Below are 21,605 nucleotides of genomic sequence, written 5' to 3' on the forward strand. Positions count from 1 at the left end.
GATTCACCGGGGGCCGGCGTGCTGTCGGGGGCCGGGATCACCGTGCGGGCGGGGGGAGTTGGGGCGTACCGTGGAGGGCGTGTGCGTCGGCGGAGTGCCGCGTGGAGTCGCGTCCTGTTCATCCCCTAATGTGGTGTTTTCTCCGTCCAGGCTTGTTGGGGAAGGGACTTGAGCGACTTGATGGACTCGTTGGAGCGCACCGTCGTCCGCTGCGCCGGAGGGCACGTCTTCACCACGGATTCGTTTCCGATGCAGCAGCTCGGCACCGGCCGGATCGGGCCCGGCCGGCTGATCCGCTGTCCGCGGTGTGCCCGGCTGCGACATGCCGTGCCCGTGCTGCCCGAACAGCGGTAGCGCCCCTTCAGTACCGGGGCCCACAGGCGCGCGGGCCGTCCGATTGGGGCGGGCCGCGCGCCTTGCGTATCCTCGGGGAGTGCTTCTCTCAGACAAGGACATCCGGGCCGAGATCGACGCCGGGCGGGTACGGCTCGATCCCTACGACGAATCCATGGTGCAGCCGTCCAGCATCGACGTGCGCCTCGACCGCTTCTTCCGGGTGTTCGAGAACCACCGCTACCCGCACATCGACCCCGCCGTAGAGCAGGCCGACCTCACCCGGCTCGTCGAGCCGGAAGGCGACGAGGCGTTCATCCTGCACCCCGGCGAGTTCGTGCTCGCCTCCACGTATGAGGTCATCACGCTTCCCGATGACCTCGCCAGCCGCCTCGAAGGCAAGAGCTCGCTCGGGCGGCTCGGGCTCGTCACGCACTCCACCGCCGGGTTCATCGACCCCGGGTTCTCCGGACACGTAACCCTTGAGCTCTCCAACGTCGCCACGCTGCCGATAAAGCTGTGGCCCGGGATGAAGATCGGGCAGCTGTGTCTGTTCCGGCTCAGCTCGTCCGCCGAGGAGCCTTACGGGTCCCAGCGGTACGGGTCGCGTTACCAGGGCCAGCGGGGGCCGACCGCCTCGCGGTCCTTCCTCAATTTCCATCGGACCCAGGTGTGAGCATGAACGACCAGAACGACGTGCGCGAGAACCTCACCTACGAGAAGTTCGGCGGTGCGATCCGCGAGCTCGCGCAGACCATCGCCGACGACGGCTACGAGCCCGACATCGTGGTCTCCATCGCGCGCGGCGGCGTCTTCGTCGCCGGCGGGCTCGCCTACGCCCTCGACTGCAAGAACATCCACCTGGTGAACGTCGAGTTCTACACCGGTGTCGGCACCACGCTCGAAATGCCGGTCATGCTGGCCCCGGTGCCCAACGCCATCGACTTCTCCGGCAAGAAGGTCCTGATCACGGACGACGTGGCCGACACCGGCAAGACGCTCAAGCTGGTGCACGACTTCTGCCTCGACCACGTCGCCGAGGTCCGCAGCGCCGTCATCTACGAGAAGTCCCACTCCCTCGTGAAGTGTGAGTACGTCTGGAAGCGGACGGATGAGTGGATCAACTTCCCTTGGTCCGTCGAGCCTCCCGTCGTCCGGCGTGAGGGTCAGGTTCTCGACGCCTGAGCCCCCAGCTGTAGACAAGTGAATGGGCCCCGCCGGCATCGTCCGGCGGGGCCCATTCACTTGCGTACGGCTAGATCGTGCCCAGTTTGATCAGCGACAACAGCGCGATCAGCTGGATCGCGGACGCTCCCAGCGCCTTGGGCCACGGCAGGTCGTGGGACTTGCTCACCATCGAGGTGAACAGCGCGCCCGCGGCCAGCCACGTCGCCCAGCCCAGGATCTGGACCACGCCGTTGTTGCCGCCCAGGAACAGGGCGAGCAGCAGGCGCGGGGCGTCCGTCAGGGACATGATCAGCATGGAGAGGCCCACCGTCGGCTGCCACGCGCCGTCGCCGCCCAGCTGGCGGGCCAGCGTGTGCGTGACCGCGCCGAGGATCAGGCCGCCGATCACGAACACGACGCCGGTGGTGAGGACCACCGGGGCCGCCTTGGACAGCGCGGTGCTGATGACGTCCTCGCGGGCCTTGTCGAAGCCGAAGATCGCCAGCATTCCGTAGAGGAACGTGACGATCAGCGCCGGGCCCCACACGGGGTAGTCCCGCATCTGCCAGAAGGTCGGGCCCGGCCGCATCACGATGCCGGACAGGAGCTCCTTCCAGTGCAGGCGGGGGCCGCTCGGCGGGGCCGTGACCGCGCCCGCCCGGTAGGTCGCGCCGTCGCCGTACGGGTCCTCGCCGATGCTGAACGCCTGGGTGTGGCCCGGGTTGTTCGCGTACGGGTCCTGGGCGGGGGCGTAGCCCTGCGGCTGGCCCTGGCCCTGACCCGGGTAGTACGGGTCGCCGAAGTACTCCGGCTCGTCCTGCTGCGGGTAGGGCTGCCGGTACTGCGGCTGCCCGCCCCCGTACTGCGGCGGCTGTCCCTGCCCGTAACTCTGCGGTCGCTGCTGTGCGTGCCCCTGCCCATGCCCGTACTGCGGCTGCTGCCGGTCGTCCGGCCACTGCTGTGCCGGCGCCTGCTGCTGCCCTTGTTGTTGCGGTTGCCGCGGGGGGCGGTTGTTGTCCCGGCCGCCGCGTCCCATCCTGAATCCAGCCACGAATCGAACGTACCTGTTCCGCCGGTACGCCAACCGGGGGCCGCCGGAACCGGACGCCTTTGCGGCTGAGCTGTGACATCCCCTAGGGGGAGCGGGCGGGGCTTTCCGAGGGGTTCTGCGTTTGCCACCGAGTGAGGGGGCGAATGCGGAGGGTGCCGATTTCTGCCTGGTTTGGTTGAATTCCGAGCGATTTACACAGCTGCACCCGAAGCAGGAGGTAGCCGTTACATTGCCTACGCATTACCCAAACATCGCACTCGTAGCTTTGTTGATGTCGCCGCCACAAAGGGCCACAGACACGACATAACAAACAAGCTTCACGCTTCTACGCCACGAGGAAGAGCACCCATGCGCGCCACTCGCCGTACCCTCCGCACCGCCGCCATCGCCACCGGAGCCATCGCCGCTCTCGCCCTCCCGGCCGGTGCCGCCTTCGCCGACTCGCCCACCGCCCCGTCCGACCCGCAGACCCAGCCGCAGGTGCTGCCGGGCACCGAGGACCCGAAGCAGGACCAGAAGCAGGACCAGAAGGACCCCAAGGACCAGAAGGACCAGGTTCTGCCGGACAAGGACGACAGCAAGAAGGACGACAGCAAGAAGGACGAGTCCAAGAAGAACGAGTCCGGCAAGGGCGAGAAGAAGGACGAGTCGAAGAAGGACGACACCGAGAAGAAGGACGGCGCTCGCTCCTTCGTGAAGTCCGTCAAGCTCGCGGACGGCTCGGTCGCCAAGGTCTACAAGCTCGGCCAGAACCACTACGAGGCCGAGATCTGGGCCAACGGCAGCAAGCTCGACACCCTCGTCGCCAAGGGCGCCTCCGCCACCGGCCAGAACAATGGCCTGTACGTCGTGCTGAACCCGGACGGCACCGTCACCTCCTGGGTCGACGGCGGCAAGAGGGACGACAAGAGGGACGACAAGAGGGACGGCAAGAAGGACGAGCGGAAGGACCGGGCCAAGAAGGACGAGCGGAAGAAGGACGACAAGAAGTCCGACGTGATCTCTTCCGCGAAGATCACGATGCCCGACGGCCGCATCGCCAAGCTGATCAAGACCACCAACGGCCCGCGCGTCGAGATCTCCATGCCGAACGGGAACTTCCTCGGCGCGATCGACCTCAAGGACCCGTCGGCCCTCAACGACGGCTGGACCTACAAGATCGTCAACGCCGGCAAGGGTGTCTACAAGTTCGTCGTCATCGACGGCAAGAACGGTGGCGACAGCTGGGTCTACGACTTCAACGGCAAGCTGATCGAGAAGTACACCGTCCAGAAGGACGGCAAGAAGAAGCAGGACAAGACCGTCAAGACCGCCACCGGCGTCATCCCCAAGGGCGGCGTCAAGGCCGGTGCCGAGGGCGTCACGGGCGCCTCCTCCGACCAAGCCCCGATGATCGCCGCCGGTGGTGGCCTGGCCGCCGCGGGTGCCGCGGGCCTCGGCTTCGCGATGCTGCGCCGCCGCGGCGGCCAGCGCTGACCCCTGGCGCGACCCTGATACGACGGAAGCGGCCGGCTCTGCCTTCGGGCAGAACCGGCCGCTTCCGTGTGCGCAGGACAGGCGCGTATGACAGGCGCGTACGACGTGTGCGTACGGCAGGTGCGTCCGAACCGGTGTTACTTCACCGGCTCGGGCTCCGGCTCGCTCTCCGCCTCCGCGGTGCCGGCCGGGTCCACGGGGGTCTTCACCGAGTCGAGGAGCAGCTGCGCCACGTCCACGACCTGGAGGTTCTCCTTGGCCTTCCCGTCGTTCTTCTTGCCGTTGACGGAGTCCGTCAGCATGACGAGGCAGAACGGGCAGGCCGTCGAGACGATGTCCGGGTTGAGGGACAGGGCCTCGTCCACGCGCTCGTTGTTGATGCGCTTGCCGATCCGCTCCTCCATCCACATGCGCGCGCCGCCGGCGCCGCAGCAGAAGCCGCGCTCCTTGTGGCGGTGCATCTCCTGCTGACGCAGGCCCGGGACGGCCGACATGATCTCGCGCGGGGGCGTGTAGACCTTGTTGTGACGGCCCAGGTAGCACGGGTCGTGGTACGTGATCAGACCGTCGACCGGGGTGACCGGGACCAGCTTGCCCTCGTCGATGAGGTGCTGGAGCAGCTGCGTGTGGTGGATGACCTCGAACTCGCCGCCCAGCTGCGGGTACTCGTTCGCGATCGTGTTGAAGCAGTGCGGGCAGGTCGCGACGATCTTCTTCGACGACTTGGGCTTGCGCGTCGACGGGTCCTCGTCGTCTTCCCCGTACGCCATGTTCAGCATGGCCACGTTCTCCTGGCCGAGCTGCTGGAACAGCGGCTCGTTGCCGAGGCGGCGGGCCGAGTCACCGGTGCACTTCTCGTCGCCGCCCATGATCGCGAACTTGACGCCCGCCATGTGCAGCAGCTCGGCGAAGGCCTTGGTGGTCTTCTTCGCCCGGTCTTCGAGGGCGCCCGCGCAGCCGACCCAGTACAGGTAGTCGACCTCGGTGAGGTCCTCGATGTCCTTGCCGACGATCGGGACCTCGAAGTCGACCTCCTTGGTCCACTCGACGCGCTGCTTCTTGGCGAGCCCCCAGGGGTTGCCCTTCTTCTCCAGGTTCTTGAGCATCGTGCCCGCCTCGGACGGGAACGCGGACTCGATCATCACCTGGTAGCGGCGCATGTCGACGATGTGGTCGATGTGCTCGATGTCGACCGGACACTGCTCGACACAGGCGCCGCAGGTGGTGCAGGACCACAGGACGTCCGGGTCGATGACGCCGTTCTCTTCGACGGTGCCGATCAGCGGGCGCTCGGCCTCCGCGAGGGCGGCCGCCGGGACGTCCTTGAGCTGCTCCTCCGTTGCCTTCTCGTTCCCCTCCATGTCCTTGCCGCCGCCCGCGAGCAGGTACGGGGCCTTGGCGTGCGCGTGGTCGCGCAGGGACATGATCAGGAGCTTGGGGGAGAGCGGCTTGCCCGTGTTCCAGGCGGGGCACTGCGACTGGCAACGCCCGCACTCGGTGCAGGTGGAGAAGTCGAGGATGCCCTTCCAGGAGAAGTGCTCGATCTGCGAGACGCCGTAGACGTCGTCCTCGCCCGGGTCCTCGAAGTCGACGAGCTTGCCGCCGGAGGCCATCGGCTGGAGCGCGCCGAGCGCGACGCCGCCGTCCGACTCGCGCTTGAAGAAGATGTTCGGGAAGGCCAGGAAGCGGTGCCAGGCGACGCCCATGTCGGTCTTGAGCGCGACCGTGATCATCCAGATGAACGACGTCGCGATCTTCAGGCCCGCGAAGAAGTACGTGAGGTTCTGCAGCGTGGACAGGTCCATGCCGCGGAACCAGGCGACCACCGGGTACGAGACGAAGAACGAGGCCTCGTAGCCGTCGACGTGGTGCTGGGCGCCCTCAAGCGCGTGCAGCGTGAAGATGCAGACGCCGACGATGAGGATGACGGCCTCGACGAAGTACGCCTGGCCGGTGTTCGAGCCCGCGAACCGGGACTTGCGGCCCGGCCGGCCCGGCCGGTTCAGCTGCCGGATGACGATCAGGGTGAGGATGCCGAGCGTCGTCATCGTCCCGAGGAACTCGACGAACACGTTGTACGGCGCCCAGTCGCCGATGATCGGCAGGATCCAGTCGGCCTTGAAGAGCTGGCCGATCGCGTTGACGATCGTCAGGAGCAGCGAGAAGAAGCCCACGGCCACGAACCAGTGCGCGACGCCGACGATGCCCCACTTGTTCATGCGGGTGTGGCCGAGGAACTCCTTCACCACGGTGACCGCACGCCGGTAGGGATCGGCCGTGCGGGTACCGGCCGGCACGTTCTGGCCGAGCCGCACGAAGCGGTAGATCTGCACGAGGGCACGGCCGAACAGCGCTACGCCGACCGCGATTAGGACCAGCGACACGATGATCGCGGCGAGTTGCATGAGGGGGCTCCTCGGGCCTGCGAGGTGGGTTACGGGGACGGGCCCGGACGCATTACTAAGCAGTAACTTATCCAGTCCACCTGAGCGTACCCACTTCTACCGCCGCACTGTAGCCGCGCAAGCGGTGATCTGTGTCGCTCAGCGTGCCCTTGGTCGGTGCCGGATATCCATCGTGTTATTCACCACATATGGGGACATAACAAACTAACTTGTTGTCCGCAACATCGGTCGAACCGAATGGGCGTCCCCATGCCAGCTCCCGCCACGTACCTCGTCACCGGTGGTGCCGGATTCATCGGCTCGCACCTCGCCGATGCGCTGCTCGGCCAGGGCCACACCGTGCTCGTGCTCGACGACCTGTCCACCGGCGCCCGCGCCAACCTCGGCGCCGTCTGGTCCGATCCGCGGCTGCGCTTCGTGCGCGGCTCGGTCCTGGACGAGCGCCTGACCGACGAACTCACCGCCCGCTGCGACACCGTGGTCCACCTCGCGCCCGCGGCCGGCGCCATCGGAGCGGCCGCCCTGCGGCACGGCCGACGGCTCCTGATCGCGGCGGCGGACGGCCGCGGCGAGGCGGCCTGCGGCGCCACCGTCGTACGCCATGGCGACACCGTCGGGCCGCGCCAGTCGCCCGGGCACGCGACCCTGCTGACCCGGCTCGTGCGCCGGGCGGTCGCGGGCGATCCCCTGGTGGTGCACGGCGACGGCAACCGCGCGTGCCGCTTCCTCGACGTCGCCGACGCCGTCGACGCGCTGCTCGCCCTGCTCGATCGCCCCGGCGCGGCGGGCGCCGACTTCGACATCGCAGGCAGCGAGGAGATCACCGTGATGGCCCTGGCCGAACGCACCCTGGCCCGCAGCGGCGGGGCGTCCGTCGTCCGCCACTACCCCCACGTCGGCGACCGCGTCCCGCACGAGGCGTACCGGAAGGCCGTCCGGCCCCTCGATACGGCGCCGCTGTGCGAGCTGACCGGGTGGCGGCCCGCCCGCTCCCTCGACGACATCCTGGACGCGGCGATCGCCCGCGCCCGCGCCGAAGCCCCCGTCGTCCTGCCGGGCCTGCGAGCGCGCGCCGCGTCGCCGGCCGGGCACCACCTCGGCTGAGGGGGCGGCCGACATGCTGCACGGGCTCGCGGCCGCGACGGCGGCCGTCGTACTGACCGCCCTGCTCGCCGCCCTGATCCGCGCCCTGATGCTGAGGTTCGGCCGCAGGGGCCGCGACACCACCCCGCACCTGGGCGGCATCGCCGTCGCGCTGGTCACGCTCGGGGTGGCCTGCGCGGGGCCGCTGCTCGACGTCGCCGAACTCGGCGAAGGGGTCGCGCCGCTGCTCGCCGCGGCCGGGGCGGTCGCGCTGCTCGGCCTGGTCGGAGACCTGCGGCCGCTGGGTGTACGGGTGCGGCTCGCGGTGGAGGTGGCGGCCGCGACCGGCGTCGTCACGCTGGCCGGGCTCTCGCCGGGCGCGGGCGCGCTCGCGGTGCTGTGGATCGTCTTCGTCACCCACGCCTTCCAGCTCCTGGACAGCTCCGACGGCGCGATGGGCGCGGTCGCCGCCGTCACCGCGCTCGGCCTCGCGGTGTGCGCGATCGCCGATGGACACCCCGGCCACGGGCTGCTCCTGAGCGTGCTCGCCGCGGCGCTGACCGGGTTCCTGCTGCACAACTGGTATCCGGCCCGCATCCATCTAGGTGACTGCGGCTCCCTGTTCACCGGGTTCCTGCTCGCCTCCTCGGCGGTCGCCGTGCACACCGGGGCGCCCGGCGCGCAGACCGCCGCCGAGCTCTTCGCGCTCACCCTCGTCGTCCTCACCGACACCCTGCTCGTGCTGGTCTCGCGCCGCCGCGCGGGCCGCCCGATGCTGCGCGGCGGCGGCGACCACATCGCCCACCGGCTGCGGAAGCTGGGGCTCACCACGCCGGGCTCGGCCGTCGTCCTCGGCGTCGCGTCGCTGACCGCCACGGTCGTCGGGCTCCAGATCCACGACGGGCGCGTCGACCCCGTCGCGGTGCTGCCGCTCGGTCTCGTCGTGCCCGTCGCGGTCGTGCTGCTGCTCCGGGTCCCGGTGTACGGAGATGCCGCGCACCGCCGCGCCCCGCACGCCCGCACCCCCAAGGAGAGCGCCGCCGCCGCCGACCTGGCCGGTGGCCGGGGATGAACCCGTTTCCAGCGATTTCGGCAGGAGCAGTACGCACATGACGACGACCTTCCTGCGCCTGACGCACCGCGCGATGCGCTGGTTCGGCATCGACTCGGTCCGCCACCGCCCCGGCGGCCCCGAACTGGTCCGCCTGCTCGCCCGGTACGAGATCGACCTGGTCCTCGACGTGGGCGCGCACCGCGGCGACTTCGGCGCCATGCTGCGCGCGGCCGGTTACCGCGGCCGCATCGTCTCCTTCGAGCCGCTGCGCGAACCCCGCGCCGACCTGCGCCGCCGCGCCGCCCTCGACGACACCTGGACCGTGCTGCCGTACGCGCTCGGCGACCGCACCGGCCAGGCCATCCTCAACGTCTCCGGCGACGCGGGCCCCGCCAGTTCCCTCCTCCCGATGCTGCCCCGCCACCCCCGCACCGTGCACACGGGCAAGGCCATCGTGGAGACCCGGCGCCTGGACGGGCTCTGGGAGCAGCTCGTCGCCCCCGGCGAGCGGGTCTTCCTCCAGCTGGACGTGCAGGGGTACGAGGCCCAAGTCCTGGGCGGCGTCGGGGAGTTCGCGGACGAGATCTGCGGGGTGCGGATCGGGGCGCCGCTGGTGCCGCTCTTCGAGGGCGGCAAGCTCTTCGACGAGCTGCTCGCGCTGACCCGGGAGCAGCTGGGGCTGACCCTGATGTCCCTTGCGCCGGGCCCCGTCGACCCGCGCGACGGCCGCATGCTCCGGTGCGACTTGGTTCTGCTGAGGGAGGGCGCCCTCGACCCGTCGGAACGGGTGCCTGTGCAGGCGGCGCACGCCGTTTAGCCTGCGGCCAGCCACGGACGGCCTGCGGTCGAAGGCCCGCACGCGCATAAGCCGCACATAAAAGTTGAGCCTGCTCGACTCAGCTCTGTTGACCGGCCGGGACGGATGATGCATCCTTGAGCCAGTTCCACTCAAGTAGTCAGCAGGAGGAATCGAAATGGCACGTGCGGTCGGCATCGACCTGGGCACGACTAACTCCGTCGTCAGCGTTCTTGAAGGCGGCGAGCCCACCGTCATCACCAACGCAGAGGGCGCCAGGACCACGCCGTCCGTCGTCGCCTTCGCGAAGAACGGCGAGGTGCTGGTCGGCGAGGTCGCCAAGCGCCAGGCGGTCACCAACGTCGACAGGACCATCCGGTCGGTCAAGCGCCACATGGGCACCGACTGGAAGATCGAGCTCGACGGCAAGAGCTTCAACCCGCAGCAGATGAGCGCCTTCATCCTGCAGAAGCTGAAGCGCGACGCGGAGGCCTACCTCGGCGAGAAGGTCACCGACGCGGTCATCACCGTGCCGGCGTACTTCAACGACTCCGAGCGCCAGGCGACCAAGGAAGCCGGCGAGATCGCGGGCCTCAACGTCCTGCGCATCGTCAACGAGCCGACGGCCGCCGCCCTGGCCTACGGCCTCGACAAGGACGACCAGACCATCCTCGTCTTCGACCTCGGTGGCGGCACCTTCGACGTGTCCCTCCTGGAGATCGGCGACGGCGTCGTCGAGGTGAAGGCCACCAACGGCGACAACCACCTCGGTGGTGACGACTGGGACCAGCGCGTCGTCGACTACCTGGTGAAGCAGTTCCACTCCGGCCACGGCGTGGACCTGTCCAAGGACAAGATGGCCCTCCAGCGCCTGCGCGAGGCCGCCGAGAAGGCCAAGATCGAGCTGTCCTCGTCCACCGAGACCTCGATCAACCTGCCTTACATCACGGCGTCCGCCGAGGGCCCGCTGCACCTGGACGAGAAGCTCACGCGCGCCCAGTTCCAGCAGCTCACCAGCGACCTCCTGGAGCGCTGCAAGACGCCGTTCCACAACGTCATCAAGGACGCGGGCATCAACCTGTCCGAGATCGACCACGTCGTTCTCGTCGGCGGTTCCACCCGCATGCCGGCCGTCGCCGAGCTCGTCAAGGAGCTGACCGGCGGCAACGAGGCCAACAAGGGCGTCAACCCGGACGAGGTCGTCGCCATCGGCGCGGCCCTCCAGGCCGGTGTCCTCAAGGGCGAGGTCAAGGACGTCCTGCTCCTCGACGTCACCCCGCTGTCCCTCGGCATCGAGACCAAGGGAGGGATCATGACCAAGCTCATCGAGCGCAACACCACGATCCCGACCAAGCGGTCCGAGATCTTCACGACGGCCGAGGACAACCAGCCGTCCGTGCAGATCCAGGTCTACCAGGGCGAGCGCGAGATCGCGGCGTACAACAAGAAGCTCGGGATGTTCGAGCTGACCGGTCTGCCGCCGGCCCCGCGCGGTGTCCCGCAGATCGAGGTCGCCTTCGACATCGACGCCAACGGCATCATGCACGTCACGGCCAAGGACCTCGGCACGGGCAAGGAGCAGAAGATGACCGTCACCGGCGGCTCCTCGCTGCCGAAGGACGAGGTCAACCGCATGCGTGAGGAGGCCGAGCAGTACGCGGAGGAGGATCACCGCCGCCGCGAGGCCGCCGAGAGCCGCAACCAGGGCGAGCAGCTCGTCTACCAGACCGAGAAGTTCCTCAAGGACAACGAGGACAAGGTCCCGGGCGAGGTCAAGACCGAGGTCGAGGCCGCCGTCGCCGAGCTGAAGGAGAAGCTCAAGGGCGAGGACTCCGCCGAGATCCGCACCGCCACGGAGAAGGTCGCCGCCGTCTCGCAGAAGCTGGGCCAGGCCATGTACGCCGACGCCCAGGCCGCGCAGGGCGCTGCCGGCGCCGCCGGTGCCGAGGGCGCTCAGCAGCCCAAGGCCGAGGACGACGTGGTCGACGCCGAGATCGTCGACGACGAGAAGCCGCACGACGCGAAGGGCGGCGCCGCCTGATGTCTGAGGAGACCCCGGGCTTCGAGGAGAAGCCCGACGTCCCCTCCGGCGCTCAGGAAGACGCCGAGCCGAAGGCCGCCGACTCCTCCAAGGAGGGGAAGGCGGCCCCGGCCGGGGACGCGGCCAAGGAGATTGCTCTGCAGGCTCAGCTGGACCAGGCCCAGACGGCGCTCGCCGAGCGCACCACGGACCTCCAGCGCCTTCAGGCCGAGTACCAGAACTACCGCCGTCGCGTGGAGCGGGACCGCGTCACGGTCAAGGAGATCGCCGTCGCCGGCCTCCTGACCGAGCTGCTGCCCACGCTCGACGACATCGGCCGGGCCCGTGAACACGGCGAGCTGCAGGGCGGCTTCAAGTCGGTGGCCGAGTCTCTTGAGACGGTCGCCGCGAAGATGGGCCTGCAGCAGTTCGGCAAGGAGGGCGAGCCCTTCGACCCGACGGTCCACGAGGCCCTGATGCACAGCTACGCGCCGGACGTCACCGAGACGACCTGCGTGGCGATCCTGCAGCCGGGCTACCGGATCGGCGAGCGTACGATCCGCCCCGCGCGGGTCGCGGTGGCCGAGCCCCAGCCGGGCGCGGCCGCCAAGGAAGAAAAGTCGAGCGACGAGGAGAGCGGTGGCCCCGACAAGGGCTGACGCAGCGGTCATTGAAGAAGTGATCGTCCGAGAGGAGGGACGTCGATGAACACGAAGGACTTCGTCGAGAAGGACTACTACAAGGTTCTCGGCGTCCCCAAGGACGCCACCGATGCCGAGATCAAGAAGGCGTACCGCAAGCTCGCGCGCGAGAACCACCCCGACGCCAACAAGGGCGACACCAAGGCGGAGGAGCGCTTCAAGGAGATCTCCGAGGCCAACGACATCCTCGGCGACCCCAAGAAGCGCAAGGAGTACGACGAGGCGCGCGCCCTGTTCGGCAACGGCGGCTTCCGGGCCGGTCCCGGAGCCGGCGGCGGCAGCTTCAACTTCGACCTGGGCGACCTGTTCGGCGGGCAGCAGCCCGGCGGCGGCGCCGGGGCGGGCGGCTTCGGCGGCGGCCTCGGCGACGTGTTCGGCGGCCTGTTCAACCGGGGCGGCGCCGGCACCGGCACGCGCACCCAGCCGCGCCGGGGGCAGGACCTGGAGTCCGAGGTGACGCTCAGCTTCACCGAGGCGGTCGACGGGGCCACCGTCCCGATCCGGCTGTCCAGCCAGTCCCCCTGCAAGGCCTGTTCGGGCACCGGCGACAAGAACGGCACGCCCCGGGTGTGCCCGACCTGTGTCGGCACCGGCCAGGTCTCGCGCGGCTCGGGCGGCGGCTTCTCGCTGACCGACCCGTGTGTGGACTGCAAGGGCCGCGGCCTGATCGCCGAGAACCCGTGCGACGTCTGCAAGGGCAGCGGCCGGGCGCGTTCCTCGCGCACCATGCAGGTCCGCATCCCGGCGGGCGTCAGCAACAACCAGCGCATCCGCCTTCGCGGCAAGGGCGCGCCGGGCGAGCGGGGCGGCCCCGCGGGCGACCTGTACGTCGTCGTCCACGTGGACGCGCACCCGGTGTTCGGCCGCAAGGACGACAACCTCACCGTCACGGTGCCGGTCACCTTCACGGAGGCCGCCCTCGGCGCCGAGGTCAAGGTGCCCACCCTCAGCGGCCCGCCGGTCACCCTGAAACTCCCCGCCGGCACCCCCAACGGCCGTACGATGCGGGCCCGCGGCAAGGGCGCGGTCCGCAAGGACGGCACCCGGGGCGACCTCCTGGTCACGGTCGAGGTGACCGTGCCGAAGGAACTGGACGACAAGGCCCGCGAGGCCTTGGAGACCTACCGCGAGGCGACTGCGGGCCAGGACCCGCGGGCAGAACTGTTCCAGGCCGCGAAGGGAGCATGAGATGGACCCCCGCCAGCGTCGACAGCCTCAATTTGGCTCTAGGGCTTACGAGTTGAACGAAGAGACGCCGGTGTACGTCATCTCGGTGGCGGCCCAGCTCTCGGGCCTCCACCCGCAGACCCTGCGGCAGTACGACCGCCTCGGCCTGGTCTCGCCCGACCGCACGGCCGGGCGCGGCCGGCGCTACTCGGCCCGTGACATCGAACTGCTGCGTACGGTGCAGCAGTTGTCGCAGGACGAGGGCATCAACCTGGCGGGCATCAAGCGCATCATCGAGCTGGAGCACCAGGTCGCCGCCCTCCAGGCCCGGGTCGCCGAGCTGTCCTCCGCGGTCGAGGGCGCGGCCGTCGCCATGCAGCAGCGCGAGGCCCAGGTGCACGCGTCCTACCGCCGGGACCTGGTCCCGTACCAGGACGTCCAGCAGGCCAGCGCGCTGGTCGTCTGGCGCCCGAAGAGGTCGTCGGAGTAGCCCGGTAGGCTCCGGCCCCCGTACGCGTCTGAAAAGGCCCGCTGTCCCCTTCGGGGGCGGCGGGTCTTTCGCGCCCGGAGCTCACTCCGCGATCACCTGGCGCTCACTCGGCGATCACCGTGAACGCGGGGTCCGATGGGGATAAGGTCATCGGGCTCGGTCGCAGGGAGGCGGGGGAGGGCATGTCTGAGCAGGTGGCGCATCCGCATGGCGCGGACCGGCTGTGCGCGGCCGGGGAACGGGCGTACGCGCAGGCGCTGCGCGCCGGACGCCTCGCGCGCGAGGCCGCGGGCGACGCCACCTGCCTGATCGATCTCGGGCTCCTGCACCCCGACCCGGGCGCCCTCGAATGGCTCCTGCCGACCTCCCCGCAGGCGGTGATGGCACGGCTGTTGCGCGGCATCCACGAGGACATCGCGGCGAGCCAGGCCCGAACGGGCGCGGTGGCGGCGGCGTTCGAGCGGTTCGCCGCCCTCGACGCGCCCGCGCCGGCCGGCACCGAGGCCATCCGCGTCCTGGACGGCATCCCCCGCATCAACGCGGCCATCGACGACGCGATCGCCGGCTGCACCACCGAGGCCCTCACCATCCAGCCCCGCGGCATCCGCCCCGAGCACGTCCTGTCGCAGGCGCTGCCGCGGGCCCTGGACATGGTGGAGCGCGGGGTGCGGATGCGCACCCTGTACACCCACGTCGCCCGCTACGGCACCGGTCTCGCCGACTACCTGCACCAGCTGGAGGGCCGCGCGGTCGAGGTGCGCACCCTCGACGAAGTCACCGACCGGCTCCTCCTGTTCGACCGTACGGTGGCGATCATCCCGGCCGCCGCGGACGACAGCAGCGCCCTGGAGCTGCGCCACCCGGCGCTCGTCGAGTACCTGGCGACCGTCTTCGAGCGGCTGTGGCGGCTCGCGGTGCCGCTGACCGAGGCCGTGCCCGCGGCCACCGACATCGAGGGCGTCACGCACCGCGAGCGGGTCATCGCGGCGCTGCTCGCCGAGGGCCACCAGGACGCGGTGATCGCGCAGCGGCTCGGCATCAGCGTGCGCACCTGCCGCCACCACATCAGCCGCCTCGCCGACGTCCTCGGCAGCTCCAGCCGCACCCAACTCGGCGTCCGCATCGCACAGTTGGGCCTGGACGCGCACCCTCGGTGAGCCGCGGCACATGCAAGATCTGGACATGTCAAGCTTTATTCCACCTCCAGTTGATGCAGTGCAGCAACATGATGGTGGTGGCCCGGCGACTCCGGATGCATCGTGGTGGTCAGTATGAGCAGCTCGACTCACGGGGACGCGGGGCCGGGGGGCGGCGAGGTGGACGCCGCTGCCGTGGCTCTGCTGGTGCGCGGCATCCACGACGGCCTCGCCGACACGCGGCGCAGGGCGGGCCGGATCGCCGAGGCCTTCGAGCGGTACGCGTCGATCGGCACACACACCCCCGAACCCTGCGCGGCCGTCCGCGTGCTCGACGGCTTCGACGAGATCGACGCGGCCATCGCCGCGGCCTCGGCCGCCTGCACCACCGAGATGCTGACCGTGCAGCCCGACGGGATCCGCTCGCCGAGCATCCTGGCGCACGCCTCGACGCGGGACCCGGCGCTCGTGGCCCGCGGCGCGCGGATGCGCACCCTGTACACGCACGTGGCCCGCTACGGGCCCGCCCTGAACGCCTACTTGGAGCGGCTCGGCGACGGCGCCGAGGTGCGCACCCTGGACGAGGTCACCGACCGGATGATGGTCTTCGACCGCACGGTGGCGTTCCTGCCCGCCAACCCGGAGCGCACCAGCGCCCTGGAGCTGCGCCAGCCCGCCCTCGTCGGCCACCTGGTGACGGTCTTCGAGTGCCTGTGGAACCGGGCCGTCCCGCTCGCCGAACCCGTACCGGCGGCGACCGGCATCGCCGGCGTCACGCACCGCGAGCGGGTCATCGCGGCGCTGCTCGCCGAGGGCCACCAGGACGCGGTCGTCGCGCAGCGGCTCGGCATCAGCGTGCGCACCTGCCGCCACCACATCGGCCGCCTCGCCGAGGCGCTCGGCTCCTCCAGCCGCGCACAGCTCGGCGTCCGCATCGCCCGGGCCGGCCTCGGCGGCCCCGCGCACCCGGTCGCCCCGCGGTGACGGTTTCAGGCGTCCTGGTCCAGGATGCCGGACTGGGCGATGAGGAAGCCGAGTTGGGCCCGGCTCCCGCTGCCGAGCGCGGCCGCCAGCTTGGCGATGTGCGCGCGGCAGGTGCGTACGTTCATGCCCAGGCGGCGGGCGATCGCCTCGTCCACGTGGCCCTCCACCAGGAGCTTGGCGATGGAGCGCTGGACGCCGGTGATGCCGGCCGTCTCCAGGTGGTAGGGCACCTCGTCGTCCCACGGGGTGGCGTACTGCCAGAACTGGTCGAAGACGCCCACCAGGTACTGCACGAGCCCCTCGTGCCGCAGTTCCAGGGCGACTTGGCGGTCGCTGCGGGCGGGTATGAAGGCGATCTTGCGGTCCATGATGATGAGCCGGTCGATGATCTCCTCAAGGGTGCGCACCTCCAGACCGTACGGAGCGATCCGTTCCACGTAGCCGATGGTGGCGGAGTGGTGGCGGGCGGTGTGCTGGTAGAGGGTGCGCATCTCCACGCCGCGGGCGAGCAGCGGCTCTATGCGGCGCAGGCCCGCCTCGAAGCTCTCGGGCCGGCGGCCGCTGCCGGGCTGGATGACGAGCAGTTCCTCGGTGCATTCGTTGATGACGCGGTCGAGGGTCGCGTTGATCAGTTCGAGGCCTTCGAGGACCGTGATCGCGTGCGTGCCGGTGGTCGCGGGCGTCGCGATCGACATGAATGGCTCGAAGGTGTCGGCGAGGGCGACCGAGAGTTTTCTGCGCTCCTGGATCTCGCGTTCCAGCGGCTGGGTCAGCAGGTTGAGCACCACCGTGGGCGGAACCGGGCGCAGCAGCTGGGCGTCGTCGGGATCGGGGCGGAGCAGGGTGAGGTCGACCAGGCACGGGGCGGAGTCGGCCTCTGAGCGGGATATCCCGCCTGTACGCAGGGCAAGGGCGTACAGAGCCGTTCCTGTCTCGCACAGATCAACCGGGCCGTGATCGTGTCCTATGTGCCCTTGTTTCAACCTAGTTGCACCCCCCTCATCCTTTTGAATTACAGGAACATGATGCCTGGCTGCGCTGGTGCAAGTGGCCGGAGTGGGCCATCGTCGTATCCGCGGGGGGAGGTAATGATCAAAAGAGGTGGAGATCGGCCATGAGCAGGATGGTTCGAGCACTAAGCACGACAGCCGTTGTGGCGGCTGCTCTCTGCGCTCTCTCGGCGCCTGGGGACGTCACTTGGGAGACCCACCCCGCGAAGTCCGGAGCAACGACCGCACTGGACGTCACCTGGGAGATCGCACCGAAGGTCGTGGCGATAGGCGGCGACGTCACCTGGGAGACCGCTCCTAAGGGTGCCGTCGCATGAGCTTCCCGCCCGACGACCGCACCTTCCGTCGCGAAATGGCCACGGCCTACCGCTCGGGGTGGCACTTCATCGACCTCGCCACAGCAGTTCCTTTTCGTGGCGATTCGTTGATGGTCACCCTGCTCGGTGAGCCGATCCTGATCGCCCGTGAGGACGACGAAGACGTCCGTGCCTACCGGTGCCTGCGCCGGCCGCGCGGGGCACCGCAGCCCATTCGCTGTGTTGTCCGGTACGGCATGGTCTTCGTGAATCTTGACCAACGTGACCACCAGCTTTTCGAGTCGGAGGCTCAACCCGATTCATCCACCGCCACCCCCCGCAGTGCCTGACGCGATCCCCCGTCGTTGTACATCGCGCAGGTGCTTCCCCCACACAGCGGCGCCATCGTGGACCTGAACACGATGGCGCCGTTGTGCTGTCCGGGTGCCGGCGGCAGGCGTCTCAGGCGTTGCCCATCGCCCTGGTCAGCCTGATCTCGATCAGCACCCGGTCCGGGTTCGGGGCCGGGGTCCGCTGGTAGCGCTCCGTATAGCGCTCCACCGCGTCCGCGATGAGCTCGGGCTCCGTGCGCACGACCGCGCGCCCCTCCAGCGTCGCCCAGCGCCGGCCCGCCAGCTGGCAGACCGCGACCCGCGCGCCCGCCGGGTCCGCCGCGAGCGCCGCGAGGACGTTGGCGACCTTCCGGCTGTTCTTGTTGCAGATGATCCGCGCGAGCCCTGCCTCCGGGTCGTACGTCACTCCCACCGGCGTCACGTGCGGCGAGCCGTCCGGCCGCGGCGTCGTCAAGGTGCAGATGTGGCGCTCGCGCCAGAAGCTGAGATAGGCGTCGTCGGGCTTGCGTACGTCTGTGGCCATGGCCAAGAAACCTAGCCCGCGCCTTCCCTTCACAACACCTTGAGCGGAATGCGCTCAACTTTGTGTACGTTGGAAGGGTCATAGGTGGTGAAGTCATTGCCAAGGCGTACGACGAGGAGGAGCGAACGCACGTGGATGCCGAGCTGACCAACAAGAGCCGGGACGCGATCAACGCGGCAAGCGACCGGGCCGTCGCCGGGGGCCACCCGGATCTGACCCCCGCGCATCTGCTGCTCGCGCTCCTGGAGGGCCAGGACAACGAGAACATCACTGACCTGCTGGCCGCCGTGGACGCGGATCAGGCCGCCGTGCGCTCCGGCGCCGAGCGGCTCCTCGGCGCGCTCCCGAGCGTGACCGGCTCCACCGTGGCCCCGCCCCAGCCCAACCGCGAACTGCTCGCCGTCATCGCGGACGCGGCCCAGCGCGCCAAGGAGCTGGGCGACGACTACCTGTCCACCGAGCACCTCCTGATCGGCCTGGCGGCCAAGGGCGGGCCGGCCGGTGAGATCCTCTCCCAGCAGGGAGCGAGCGCGAAGAAGCTCCTTGACGCGTTCGAGACGAGCAGGGGAGGGCGCCGGGTGACCACACCCGACCCGGAGGGTCAGTACAAGGCGCTGGAGAAGTTCGGTACGGACTTCACGGCGGCCGCCCGCGAGGGCAAGCTCGACCCGGTCATCGGCCGGGATCAGGAGATCCGCCGGGTCGTCCAGGTACTTTCGCGGCGTACCAAGAACAACCCGGTGCTGATCGGTGAGCCCGGCGTCGGCAAGACCGCCGTCGTCGAAGGGCTCGCCCAGCGCATCGTGAAGGGCGACGTGCCGGAGTCGCTGAAGAACAAGAAGCTGGTCTCGCTCGACCTCGGCGCGATGGTCGCGGGCGCGAAGTACCGGGGCGAGTTCGAGGAACGCCTCAAGACCGTCCTCTCCGAGATCAAGGAGAGTGATGGCCAGATCATCACGTTCATCGACGAGCTGCACACCGTGGTCGGCGCCGGCGCGGGCGGCGACTCGGCGATGGACGCGGGCAACATGCTCAAGCCCATGCTGGCCCGCGGCGAGCTCCGCATGGTCGGCGCGACCACGCTCGACGAGTACCGCGAGCGCATCGAGAAGGACCCGGCCCTTGAGCGCCGCTTCCAGCAGGTCCTGGTCGCCGAGCCGTCCGTCGAGGACACCATCGCGATCCTGCGCGGCCTGAAGGGCCGTTACGAGGCGCACCACAAGGTGCAGATCGCGGACAGCGCCCTGGTCGCGGCCGCCACCCTCTCCGACCGGTACATCACCTCCCGCTTCCTGCCCGACAAGGCCATCGACCTCGTCGACGAGGCGGCGTCCCGGCTCCGTATGGAGATCGACTCGTCCCCGGTCGAGATCGACGAACTCCAGCGCGCCGTCGACCGGTTGAAGATGGAGGAGCTGGCGCTCAAGAACGAGACCGACGCCGGTTCCATCCAGCGCCTCGACAAGCTCCGCAAGGACCTCGCCGACAAGGAGGAGGAGCTGCGCGGCCTCACCGCCCGCTGGGAGAAGGAGAAGCAGGGCCTCAACCGGGTCGGTGAGCTGAAGGAGCGGCTCGACGACCTGCGCGGCCAGGCCGAACGCGCCCAGCGCGACGGCGACTTCGACTCCGCCTCCAAGCTCCTGTACGGCGAAATCCCGGGCCTGGAACGGGAGTTGGAGGAGGCTGCCGAGGCCGAGGCCGAGCAGGAGAAGTCCAAGGACACCATGGTGAAGGAAGAGGTGGGCCCCGACGACATCGCGGACGTGGTCGGCGCCTGGACCGGCATCCCCGCCGGGCGCCTCCTGGAGGGCGAGACGCAGAAGCTGCTCCGCATGGAGGACGAGCTGGGCAAGCGTCTCATCGGCCAGTCCGAAGCGGTGCAGGCCGTCTCGGACGCGGTGCGCCGCACCCGGGCCGGCATCGCCGACCCCGACCGGCCGACCGGCTCGTTCCTCTTCCTCGGCCCGACGGGTGTCGGCAAGACCGAGCTCGCCAAGGCCCTCGCCGACTTCCTCTTCGACGACGAGCGGGCCATGGTCCGCATCGACATGTCGGAGTACAGCGAGAAGCACAGCGTGGCCCGCCTGGTCGGCGCGCCTCCCGGCTACGTCGGCTACGAGGAGGGCGGCCAGCTCACGGAGGCCGTCCGCCGCCGCCCGTACAGCGTCGTGCTCCTCGACGAGGTGGAGAAGGCGCACCCCGAGGTCTTCGACATCCTGCTCCAGGTCCTCGACGACGGGCGCCTCACCGACGGCCAGGGCCGCACGGTCGACTTCCGCAACACCATCCTGATCCTCACCTCCAACCTGGGCAGCCAGTACCTCGTCGAGCCCCTGACCAGCGCCGACGAGAAGAAGCAGCAGGTGCTGGAAGTGGTGCGGGCCTCCTTCAAGCCCGAGTTCCTCAACCGGCTCGACGACCTGGTGGTCTTCTCGGCCCTCACCAAGGACGAGCTGTCCCACATCGCCGGGCTCCAGATCGACCGCCTGGCCAAGCGCCTGGCGGACCGCCGCCTCACCCTGGACGTCACCCCCGAGGCCCTTCAGTGGCTCGCCGACGAGGGCAACGACCCGGCGTACGGAGCGCGCCCGCTGCGCCGCCTGATCCAGACCGCCATCGGTGACCGGCTCGCGAAGGAGATCCTGGCGGGCGAAGTGACCGACGGTGACACGGTTCGGGTGGACCGATTCGGGGAGGGGCTGATCGTGGGGGCCGCGAAGTAAGAGCCTGTGTCCAACCCCCGCCCGGGTCCGCGGCGCCTGGCACGCACGCTCGCCGCGTTGGCCGAAAGCCCGAGTAGCTCCGCTACTAGGACTTCCAGCCGCCTTGCGATCGCACGCACCAGACACCGCGGCCTGATCCGGACGGGGGTTGGACACAGGCTCTAGGCCGATCCACGCCACTCGGGCCCGATTCGGTCAGCCCGCAGCGGATACCCGGGGGCAGGGGTTGCCAGCCCTGCCCCGGCATGGGGGAGGATGACCGGAACCGTACGAAGGAAGATTCACGATGAGCATCGACCCGTCCTCGATTCCGAATTTCGGGGCTCAGCAGGGCCCGCAGTCCGGCGGTGCGCCGTCCGGGCCCGTCGTCCCCGACCAGGACCTGGTGAAGCAGCTCCTGGACCAGATGGAGCTCAAGTACGTCGTGGACGACGAGGGCGACCTCGCCGCGCCGTGGGAGGATTTCCGTACGTACTTCATGTTCCGCGGCGAGGACGACCAGCAGGTCTTCTCGGTGCGGACGTTCTACGACCGGCCGCACAGCATCGACGACAAGGTCCAGATCCTGGAGTCGATCGACGACTGGAACCGCCGCACCCTGTGGCCCAAGGTCTACACGCACACGCACGACGACGGCACCGTCCGCCTCATCGGCGAGGCGCAGATGCTGATCGGCACCGGCGTCGCCCTGGAGCACTTCGTGTCCTCCACGGTGAGCTGGGTCCGTGCCTCCATCGAGTTCGACAAGTGGCTGCTCGAACAGCTCGGCCTGGAGAAGGATGTCGAGTCCGGCGAGGGCGACGAGTCCGGCGAGTCCGACTCCGAGTGACCCTTCGG

At 69.6% G+C, this 21,605-nt stretch carries 20 protein-coding genes; 16 read left to right on the forward strand and 4 right to left on the reverse strand.

All coding sequences use genetic code 11. From position 1 onward, the window contains the following. Window positions 1-168: 168 nt before the first annotated feature. From OHA17_RS21365 to OHA17_RS21375, 3 genes are all read left to right on the forward strand, one after another. Window positions 169-354, forward strand: coding sequence for a hypothetical protein (locus tag OHA17_RS21365; protein ID WP_159047789.1), 186 nt, complete (start codon window positions 169-171; stop codon window positions 352-354). Between the two features lie 79 nt (window positions 355-433). Next, window positions 434-1,009: a dCTP deaminase gene (gene dcd / locus OHA17_RS21370; protein ID WP_053726460.1), complete on the forward strand. Its 576-nt coding sequence runs from the start codon at window positions 434-436 to the stop codon at window positions 1,007-1,009. Between the two features lie 2 nt (window positions 1,010-1,011). Continuing rightward, on the forward strand, window positions 1,012-1,518 hold the full coding sequence (locus OHA17_RS21375; protein ID WP_114040692.1) for a phosphoribosyltransferase: 507 nt from the start codon (window positions 1,012-1,014) through the stop codon (window positions 1,516-1,518). A 70-nt stretch (window positions 1,519-1,588) separates the two neighbouring features. On the opposite strand, the gene OHA17_RS21380 is transcribed toward OHA17_RS21375, so the two are convergent. Next, window positions 1,589-2,551, reverse strand: a complete 963-nt coding sequence (locus OHA17_RS21380) for a Yip1 family protein (RefSeq protein ID WP_406507930.1) — start codon at window positions 2,549-2,551, stop codon at window positions 1,589-1,591. A 348-nt stretch (window positions 2,552-2,899) separates the two neighbouring features. Between OHA17_RS21380 and OHA17_RS21385 the strand changes: the two genes are divergently transcribed. Further along, window positions 2,900-4,027 carry a hypothetical protein gene (locus OHA17_RS21385; protein ID WP_406507931.1) on the forward strand — a complete coding sequence of 376 codons (1,128 nt, stop codon included), beginning with the start codon at window positions 2,900-2,902 and terminating at the stop codon, window positions 4,025-4,027. A gap of 137 nt (window positions 4,028-4,164) precedes the next feature. Here OHA17_RS21385 and OHA17_RS21390 read toward each other — a convergent pair whose 3' ends face one another. After that, window positions 4,165-6,432 carry a (Fe-S)-binding protein gene (locus OHA17_RS21390; protein WP_406507932.1) on the reverse strand — a complete coding sequence of 756 codons (2,268 nt, stop codon included), beginning with the start codon at window positions 6,430-6,432 and terminating at the stop codon, window positions 4,165-4,167. Between the two features lie 249 nt (window positions 6,433-6,681). On the opposite strand from OHA17_RS21390, the gene OHA17_RS21395 reads away from it, so the two are divergent. The 9 genes from OHA17_RS21395 to OHA17_RS21435 all read left to right on the forward strand — a co-directional run bounded on the left by OHA17_RS21395 (window position 6,682) and on the right by OHA17_RS21435 (window position 15,863). After that, on the forward strand, window positions 6,682-7,536 hold the full coding sequence (locus tag OHA17_RS21395) for an NAD-dependent epimerase/dehydratase family protein (protein WP_406507933.1): 855 nt from the start codon (window positions 6,682-6,684) through the stop codon (window positions 7,534-7,536). Between the two features lie 13 nt (window positions 7,537-7,549). Next, a complete protein-coding gene (locus OHA17_RS21400) occupies window positions 7,550-8,587 on the forward strand; it encodes an MraY family glycosyltransferase (protein WP_406507934.1) in 1,038 nt (345 codons plus the stop codon). Between the two features lie 37 nt (window positions 8,588-8,624). Further along, window positions 8,625-9,386, forward strand: a complete 762-nt coding sequence (locus OHA17_RS21405; RefSeq protein ID WP_406507935.1) for an FkbM family methyltransferase — start codon at window positions 8,625-8,627, stop codon at window positions 9,384-9,386. Window positions 9,387-9,543: 157 nt separating this feature from the next. Next, window positions 9,544-11,406, forward strand: a complete 1,863-nt coding sequence (dnaK, locus tag OHA17_RS21410) for a molecular chaperone DnaK (RefSeq protein WP_053726453.1) — start codon at window positions 9,544-9,546, stop codon at window positions 11,404-11,406. Beyond that, a complete protein-coding gene (gene grpE, locus OHA17_RS21415; RefSeq protein WP_398874744.1) occupies window positions 11,406-12,044 on the forward strand; it encodes a nucleotide exchange factor GrpE in 639 nt (212 codons plus the stop codon). Before dnaK ends, grpE begins: the two co-directional genes overlap by 1 nt. Before the next feature lie 45 nt (window positions 12,045-12,089). Then, window positions 12,090-13,274, forward strand: coding sequence for a molecular chaperone DnaJ (gene dnaJ / locus OHA17_RS21420; protein ID WP_398874746.1), 1,185 nt, complete (start codon window positions 12,090-12,092; stop codon window positions 13,272-13,274). A gap of 1 nt (window position 13,275) precedes the next feature. Next, window positions 13,276-13,743, forward strand: coding sequence for a heat shock protein transcriptional repressor HspR (locus OHA17_RS21425; protein ID WP_053726450.1), 468 nt, complete (start codon window positions 13,276-13,278; stop codon window positions 13,741-13,743). Window positions 13,744-13,925: 182 nt separating this feature from the next. Next, window positions 13,926-14,900: a LuxR C-terminal-related transcriptional regulator gene (locus OHA17_RS21430; protein ID WP_406507936.1), complete on the forward strand. Its 975-nt coding sequence runs from the start codon at window positions 13,926-13,928 to the stop codon at window positions 14,898-14,900. 114 nt (window positions 14,901-15,014) lie between these two features. Beyond that, window positions 15,015-15,863 (forward strand): helix-turn-helix transcriptional regulator, encoded by an 849-nt coding sequence (locus OHA17_RS21435; RefSeq protein ID WP_406507937.1) that lies wholly within the window; start codon window positions 15,015-15,017, stop codon window positions 15,861-15,863. A gap of 5 nt (window positions 15,864-15,868) precedes the next feature. Here OHA17_RS21435 and OHA17_RS21440 read toward each other — a convergent pair whose 3' ends face one another. Then, on the reverse strand, window positions 15,869-16,846 hold the full coding sequence (locus OHA17_RS21440; protein WP_398874752.1) for a helix-turn-helix transcriptional regulator: 978 nt from the start codon (window positions 16,844-16,846) through the stop codon (window positions 15,869-15,871). A gap of 340 nt (window positions 16,847-17,186) precedes the next feature. Here OHA17_RS21440 and OHA17_RS21445 point away from each other — a divergent pair, with 340 nt between their 5' ends. After that, window positions 17,187-17,519 carry a (2Fe-2S)-binding protein gene (locus OHA17_RS21445; RefSeq protein WP_053726447.1) on the forward strand — a complete coding sequence of 111 codons (333 nt, stop codon included), beginning with the start codon at window positions 17,187-17,189 and terminating at the stop codon, window positions 17,517-17,519. A gap of 112 nt (window positions 17,520-17,631) precedes the next feature. On the opposite strand, the gene OHA17_RS21450 is transcribed toward OHA17_RS21445, so the two are convergent. Then, window positions 17,632-18,045, reverse strand: a complete 414-nt coding sequence (locus OHA17_RS21450; RefSeq protein WP_406507938.1) for a pyridoxamine 5'-phosphate oxidase family protein — start codon at window positions 18,043-18,045, stop codon at window positions 17,632-17,634. Window positions 18,046-18,176: 131 nt separating this feature from the next. Between OHA17_RS21450 and clpB the strand changes: the two genes are divergently transcribed. Continuing rightward, complete coding sequence (gene clpB, locus OHA17_RS21455) at window positions 18,177-20,768, forward strand: ATP-dependent chaperone ClpB (RefSeq protein ID WP_406510777.1); 2,592 nt, start codon at window positions 18,177-18,179, stop codon at window positions 20,766-20,768. A 286-nt stretch (window positions 20,769-21,054) separates the two neighbouring features. Beyond that, entirely contained in the window at window positions 21,055-21,597 is a 543-nt protein-coding gene (locus tag OHA17_RS21460) for a YbjN domain-containing protein (RefSeq protein ID WP_053726444.1), read from the forward strand. The last annotated feature ends 8 nt before the right edge of the window (window positions 21,598-21,605 follow it).

The organism is Streptomyces sp. NBC_00212 (assembly GCF_045206365.1).
GTDB lineage: Bacteria > Actinomycetota > Actinomycetes > Streptomycetales > Streptomycetaceae > Streptomyces.